This window comes from Deltaproteobacteria bacterium, assembly GCA_016210005.1.
Taxonomy (GTDB): domain Bacteria; phylum Desulfobacterota; class Binatia; order HRBIN30; family JACQVA1; genus JACQVA1.
The window spans coordinates 1-6565 of sequence record JACQVA010000002.1 but is presented as its reverse complement, the minus strand read 5'-3'; the positions used below and the strand labels follow the sequence as shown (position 1 = coordinate 6565).

Below are 6565 nucleotides of genomic sequence, written 5' to 3'. Positions count from 1 at the left end.
GGCGCTATGGACAAGCAGTTCTGCGTTTACATCCTGGCCAGCAAACGGAACGGCACGCTGTACATTGGGGTGACCTCACAGCTGACAAATTGCGTCCCTTTCGGCCATGGGCCTCGGCCTGACAGTACACAGTACTGTCAGGCTGGTGAGGATTTGCCCGGTCGGCTGCACGTTATCCACAGATTTGTCGCACACCCGTCTGATGGCCCAGCGGCCATCCGATTGGCGCCCAGCGCGGATTTGTGTAGAGGTCTCGGCGCGGAGGGCTGCCATGGACTTCACCTTGTCGCAAGACGATCTGGCACTGCAACAGTCGGTACGTGACTTCGTCGAGGAGCAGGCGAACACCTGCTGGAAGGAGATCGACAAGACCGACGAGTTACCGCCGCATCTGATCGAAGGCGCGCGGCAACTGGGCTTGTATGGGCTCAGCATTCCGCAGGAGTATGGCGGCCTCGGCCTCAACGTGGTGCAGAAGACGTTGGTGCACGAAATGCTCGGGCGCGGGCCGTGGGGGCTGGCGAGCTACATCAGCGTCCACACCGGCATCGGCTGCGTCGGTATCATCCGCTTCGCCAGCGAGGCGCAGAAGCGGCATTACCTTCCCAAAATGGCCAGCGGCGAATGGCTCGGGGCCTTCGCGCTCACGGAGCCCGAGGCCGGCTCCGACGCCGGCAACCTGCAAACCCGTGCCCAGCGCAAGGGCGACGGCTGGCTTCTCAACGGCCGCAAGACCTTCATTACCAACGCGCCGCGGGCGCACCACTTCTTCGTCTTCGCCCGCACCGACCAGGGCATCACGGCTTTCATCGTCGATGCCGACAGCCCCGGGGTGCAGATCGGGCAGGTGTTCGACACGCTCGGCCACCAGGGCTCGCGCATCTCGGAGATCATTTTCGACGATGCCCGCATCCCGGCGCAGGCCCTCGTCGGCAAGGAGGGCGAAGGGTTCGAGTATGCCAAGCGCAGCCTCGCCGAGGGCCGCACTACTTTGAGCGCACGTTGTGTTGGTGCGGCACAAAAAGCTATGGAGCTGGCGCTGGAGTATGCGGAGCAGCGGAAGACCTTCGGCAAGCCGCTGGCCGAGCATCAGAGCATCGGCTTCCGCCTGGCGCAGATGAGCGCGCGTACCGAGGCGGCGCGGCTGGTGGTTTACCGCAGCGCCTGGCTGCTCGACCACGGGCAACCGGCAATCAGGGAGTCCTCCACCGCCAAGCTCCTGGCGGCCGAGGGGCTGTGGCAAACGGTGGACGATGCGGTGCAGATCTTCGGCGGCAACGGCTACGTGCGCGCCGAGTACATGATCGAGCGCATCTGGCGCGATGCCCGGGTGGTGCGCGTCTACGACGGCTCCAGCGAAGTGCAGCAAATCGTCATCGCCGGCCGCCTGCGCAAGGGCGACGTGCAGACGAGCTGGCAGTAGCAGTAGGGGTACCGAGGCGGGCGAGCCGCCCGCGCTCGCAACGGTGAACCCCGGGCCGAGCGCTGCCCTACAACCGCTCGGCCGCCACCAGGCCGAGGACTTCGTTGCAACCGTCCTCGATCATCGAGGCGCGGGCGTCGCGCAGCAGCTTCTCGATCGGATACTCGCGGCTCAAGCCGTTGCCGCCGAAGATCTGCAACGCCGCGCTGGCAACCTCGAAGGCCGTGCTGGTCGCCGTCACCTTGGACGCGACGGCGTATTGCAACGCCGGCGGTGTGTTGGTGGCGTTGTAGACCATCACCCGCCGCGCCAGCGAGCGCGCCGCTTCGACCTTGCGGAACATCTCAAACAGGCGCGCTTTGACGCTCTGGTGCTGGATAATCGGCACCCCGCCCTGCACCCGCTGCTTGGCGTAGTCCAGCGCCAGATCGAGCGCGGCCTGGGCCACGCCGACAAAGGTCACCCCCATGCCGCTGTTGGCCAGCGACAGGACCGAATCGGTGGCGAAGGCAAACATCTCGGGACCGAGCACCATGTAGTCGGTGGGAATGCGCAGGTTGTCGAAGAAGATCTCTCCCTGATTCAGCGCCCGCTGGCCGATCTTGTTGAGCGGCTTGCCGCGCGAGACGCCCGGCACATCGAGCGGCACCACGAAGCCGGCGTTGCCGATCACGCCGGCACCCAGGTCGACGGCGCAGAAGAGCGCGCTGGCGCTGGCAATGGTGCCATTCGACACCCACGCCGACTTCTGCCCGTTGATGACGAAGAAGTCCCCCTCCTTGCGCGCGACACAATCCGGCTTGCCGTAGGCCGGGGTGCCGAGCTTATCGGAGAAGATGATCAGGTCGCTGCCGTGATGCGGCTCGGTGCCACCCCAGCAACCGACGCTGTTTGGGTCTCCGAAGCGCTCGATCAGCTCGGGCTTGCCGGAGAGTTGCGCCAGCATGCGCGGAAAACCGGCGACGCCGAAGCTGATCGCCAGGCCGGAGTCGCCCCAGCCCAATTCCTCGGCGATGATGTAGCGCAGCCGCGCGCGCTGCAGCGGCGGCAAGTCGCTGCTCGGATCCGTATACGCTTCGAGACCGAGCGCGCGGTACTTCTTGAACGCCTCCCACAGCGGCGACTGCGGCGCGATCACCTCCGCCGGATCGGCCAGGCGGTCGAGCGCGACGCCGGCGGGTCGCATAACCTCGGCGGCGAATTTGTGGACGGTGTCGCGTACCCGGCGTTCCTCGTCAGACAGATCAACATCGAGATCAATCATGGCCATGAAATGCTCCTTTGAAACTGGTGTGCGCCCTGCCAACCCAAAACGATAAACCAAAGACCGGGGAAAGCCCGCCCTCTCAGCTACCTTCCCCGCTATCACTAGTCCACCGTATTGTTCCAGCTAGTGCTTGCCGCCGGGTGTTGCCGCCCTTCATTCTGCTTAGATTCAGTCGGGTTGAAGGGGCTCCCGGATCAGCCGCAGCCTCTGGTGCAACGATCGCGGGCCGAATGCCGGTAATCGACACGCTGCCGTCGGGATGCAGAATGACTTCGCGGCGCGGTACGGCAGCGAGATCGCCGTGCGTGTAGCGACTGGTCAGTAGATGGACTCGTTGGTTGGCCGAGCCCCGCAATCCCTCGCCCAAACCACGCATGGCCACATAGCGCCCGGCGATCAGCACGTCGATGCAGGAGAGAATCGCCGGCCCCCACGGCGAGACTTGTATCTCGTGCAACGTATAGCCGCTGAACACCAGGCGACTGAGCCCCGATTCCGCCAGCCGTTCGAGCAGGTCCCGCAGCGCCTGCGGTTGCTGGAAGGGCTCGCCGCCGGAGATGCTGACGCCCTCGATGGACGTTCGCCGCGCACTGATCTCCGCGGCAAGGGTGCCGGTATCCGACCAGCCTCCATCCTGCGCATCATGGGTGGCGGGGTTGAAACAACCGGGGCACGCGAGCGTACAGCCTTGAAACCACAGCGCGGCGCGTAGGCCCGGACCGTTTGCCCGGCTACCGTACTCGATCGCGTGCAGCCGAACCTTCATCGCGCATTCCGATCGGCGTTCATTTGAATGTCAGACCGCTCAATTCGCCGGCTTGGCGTTGCCGTGTGCCCACGCGGTCAGCGCGGCAATCTCCCGCGCGCGCGATCGCGATAACGGGTACGTCTCCACCGCCGCGGCCACCATGTCGCGTGTCTCGATTTCTCGCCCATCGTCGAAGGCGCGGAACAGGCCGCCGACCACCGTCTGCTCGATCTCCGCGCCGGAGAAGCCCTCGGTGGTGCGCACCAACTCGGCCAACTCGAAGTGCGACGCGTCGCGCCGCCGCTTGCTGAGATGAACCCGGAAGATCGCTTCGCGCTCGACTTTGGCAGGCAAGCCGACAAAGAAGATGTCATCAAACCGACCTTGGCGCAGAAACTCCGGCGGAATGCCGCTCAAGTCGTTGGCCGTGGCGACGACGAAGACCGGGCTGCGCTTGTCTTGCAGCCAGCCGAGGAACGAACCGAAGACGCGCGCCGCCACGCCGCCGCCACCCTCACCACGTACGCCCGAGAAGCCCTTCTCGACTTCGTCGATCCACAGGATGCACGGGCTCACCGCCTCCGCGGTCTGGATGGCCATGCGCAGGTTGGCCTCGGAAGACCCGACCAGCGAGCCGAAAATGCGCCCGACGTCGAGCCGCAACAGCGGCACGCCCCACGCTCCCGCCAAGGCGCGCGCCGACAGACTCTTGCCGCAGCCTGGCACACCGACCAGCAGCACGCCCTTGGGAACGGGCAGGCCGGCGTAGCGCGCGGTGTTGGCGAACACCGGCGCCCGCGTCCGGAACCATGCCAGCAGGTTGCCGAGCCCGCCGACGTCGTCAAAAGACTCCACCTGGTGGTAGTACTCCAGGATGCCCGACTTGCGAATGATCTGCGTCTTCGACTCCACCACGGCGCGCACGGCCGAAGGGAGCAAGCCGCCGTCGCGCGCCGCGGCACTGCGGAACGCGAGCTGCGCTTCGCTGCCGGTCAGCCCGCTGGCGGCACGTACAAGCACGGCATGGTCCGCTTCCGACAGCTCGACGCGCAGACCGGCCAGCCGGATCTCCTCCGCCACGCCGTCGAGCACCTGGCGCAACTGCCGCGGATCGGGCAGTTGGAAGAACGAAAGCGTGACCGCCTTCTCCAGCTCGGCCGGCACCTGGTACGAGGGCGACAGAAACAGCAACGACTTGCGGGTCATGCGCATGGCGCGCGCGGTGTCGCGGATCAGCCGCGTGGTCACCGGCGAGTAGTGCCGGTGCATGTCGAGGAACAGGTAGACCGCGTCCTCGCGGTTCTCGATGGCGTGTACCAGCGCCGCCGTGGGATCGTCGAGCGTGTGCGCGTCGGTGAGTTGGTCCTGGTCGTCGCGCAAACCGCGCGAGGCGCTCCACACGTAGAGGCGGCGGGGCTGTTTGCGCTCTTCCCCGAGGCGCTGGGCGATCTCGCGCACCGCGGCGATGATTCGCTCTTCTTCGAAGGAGATCACGCAGACGATCGGGAAACTGGCGCGGATGAGCACTTCCAACCGGCTCTCGTCGTCGTCGACCAGCCGGGTGCGGCGCGCCACCGATTCGAGGTCACGCGCTAGTTCGTCAGCGGTTTGATAGCGCGCCTCGGCATCGCGATTGAGCAGCTTGCGCAGTACCCGAACGAGGCGCGTGTCCACGCCCTTCTCGTGCAGCGGGCGTTCGTCGTAGCGCCCGCTGAGGATCTTCTGGATGACCTCGCCGACTTCGCCGGTGAACGGGCGCGCGCCGGTGAGCAGTTCGTAGAACGTGACGCCGAGGGCCCACAAGTCCGCGTTGGTGCCGGCCGCGCCCTGCATCTGCTCGGGCGCCATGTACTCGACGGTGCCGATGCCGGTGCTGGCCTTCTGACTGGTGCGGGCCAGCAGCCGCGCCACGCCGAAGTCGATGAGCTTGGGCACGTTGGCGGTAGTGAGGAAGACGTTCTCCGGTTTGACGTCGCGGTGCAAAACGTGGGCCGCGTGGGCGTAGGCGAGCGCCTCGCACACCAGCCCCACCACGCGCAGCGCCGCAGCCGGCTCTAGCGCCTTCTCCCGCTTCAGGCGTGCCCGCAGGCTCTCGCCCTCGACGAATTCCATCACCAGAAACGTTACCCCCTCGTGCCGCTCGACAACGTGCACCCGCACGATGTTCGGATGGTCAAGACGGCTGGTGACGGCAAACTCCTTTTCCAACTCGGCGATGCCGTCGCGGTCCTGCTGATGCGGAAAGCCCACCGCCACCACCGCTTCGGTGTCCGAGCCAGCGCCGCGGCGTGCCTGGTAGACGCTCTTGAAAGCGCCAGAACCGAGGTACGACTCCAGCACGTACGGTCCGAACTGCTGCCCGATCTTATACGGTCCGCCTGAGGACGACATGCTGGGTCTTCTCACGCACCAAGGCCATCGTCATGCCCGCGAAAGCGGGCATCCAGGCAGGGAGCCGCACTCCGAGAAAATCGCGACCCGCTCGCTACGCTCGCGGGGAAAAGACAAGGGGTAAAGGCGTTAAGGTTCATGGCGTAAGAAGAGTCCTGGCCACACGGAAGCCGCTGAGGTCGCCGCGGCGGTAGTCGGGGCGGTCGAGGTCGCGGTACGCGCACCGGAAGAGGACCGGATCGACGCCGCCCCACGAGCCACCCCGCACGACACGGGACGCGCCGGTCTCAGGAGGCCGCAGATCGCCCCCCTTGTAGCGGGTGTATGCCTTGTCGTCGTACCAGTCCGCGCACCACTCCCACACGTTCCCCGCCATCTGATACAGCCCCCATACGCTGCACCCCGCTGCATATTCCCATACCCCTGCCGTCTCGCCGCTCCCCTTGTTCTTGTCATTGCGGCACTTCGTCTCGTCCCACTGCTCCCCCCATGGGTACTCCCGCCCGTCCGTTCCGCGCGCCCCTTTCTCCCACTCCAATTCCGTCGGCAACCGTAGCCCCGCCCACTCACAGTATGCCTGCGCGTCCTCCCAACTCACGTACACCACCGGGTGATCCGCTTTGTCCACGGGCACGCTCCCGCCCTGCCAATGTTGCGGCGCCGCCCGCTTGGTCGCCCGCACGAACCGCTCGTACTGCGCGTTGGTCACCGCATGCAGCCCCAAGTAATACCCCGG

At 66.1% G+C, this 6565-nt stretch carries 5 protein-coding genes; 1 reads left to right on the top strand and 4 read right to left on the bottom strand.

Going from position 1 to position 6565, the window contains the following annotated elements:
- Nucleotides 1-271: 271 nt before the first annotated feature.
- The gene (locus HY699_00220; GenBank protein ID MBI4514231.1) at nt 272-1423 is read left to right on the top strand and encodes an acyl-CoA dehydrogenase family protein; all 1152 of its coding nucleotides are present in this window, start codon (nt 272-274) and stop codon (nt 1421-1423) included.
- A gap of 67 nt (nt 1424-1490) precedes the next feature.
- On the opposite strand, the gene HY699_00215 is transcribed toward HY699_00220, so the two are convergent.
- The 4 genes from HY699_00215 to HY699_00200 form a co-directional block, all read right to left on the bottom strand.
- Nucleotides 1491-2693, bottom strand: coding sequence for an acyl-CoA/acyl-ACP dehydrogenase (locus HY699_00215; protein ID MBI4514230.1), 1203 nt, complete (start codon nt 2691-2693; stop codon nt 1491-1493).
- Between the two features lie 76 nt (nt 2694-2769).
- Complete coding sequence (locus tag HY699_00210; protein MBI4514229.1) at nt 2770-3456, bottom strand: radical SAM protein; 687 nt, start codon at nt 3454-3456, stop codon at nt 2770-2772.
- Between the two features lie 39 nt (nt 3457-3495).
- Nucleotides 3496-5829, bottom strand: coding sequence for a protein kinase (locus HY699_00205; GenBank protein MBI4514228.1), 2334 nt, complete (start codon nt 5827-5829; stop codon nt 3496-3498).
- Between the two features lie 136 nt (nt 5830-5965).
- The coding region (locus HY699_00200; GenBank protein ID MBI4514227.1) for a formylglycine-generating enzyme family protein at nt 5966-6565 on the bottom strand (600 nt) is incomplete at its 5' end.

What these genes read in the sequence shown, in the direction of transcription:
- HY699_00215 (MBI4514230.1), bottom strand. Translation starts at nt 2,693, where the DNA reads ATGGCCATGATTGATCTCGATGTTGATCTGTCTGACGAGGAACGCCGG.
- HY699_00220 (MBI4514231.1), top strand. Translation starts at nt 272, where the DNA reads ATGGACTTCACCTTGTCGCAAGACGATCTGGCACTGCAACAGTCGGTA.
- HY699_00210 (MBI4514229.1), bottom strand. Translation starts at nt 3,456, where the DNA reads ATGAAGGTTCGGCTGCACGCGATCGAGTACGGTAGCCGGGCAAACGGT.
- HY699_00205 (MBI4514228.1), bottom strand. Translation starts at nt 5,829, where the DNA reads ATGTCGTCCTCAGGCGGACCGTATAAGATCGGGCAGCAGTTCGGACCG.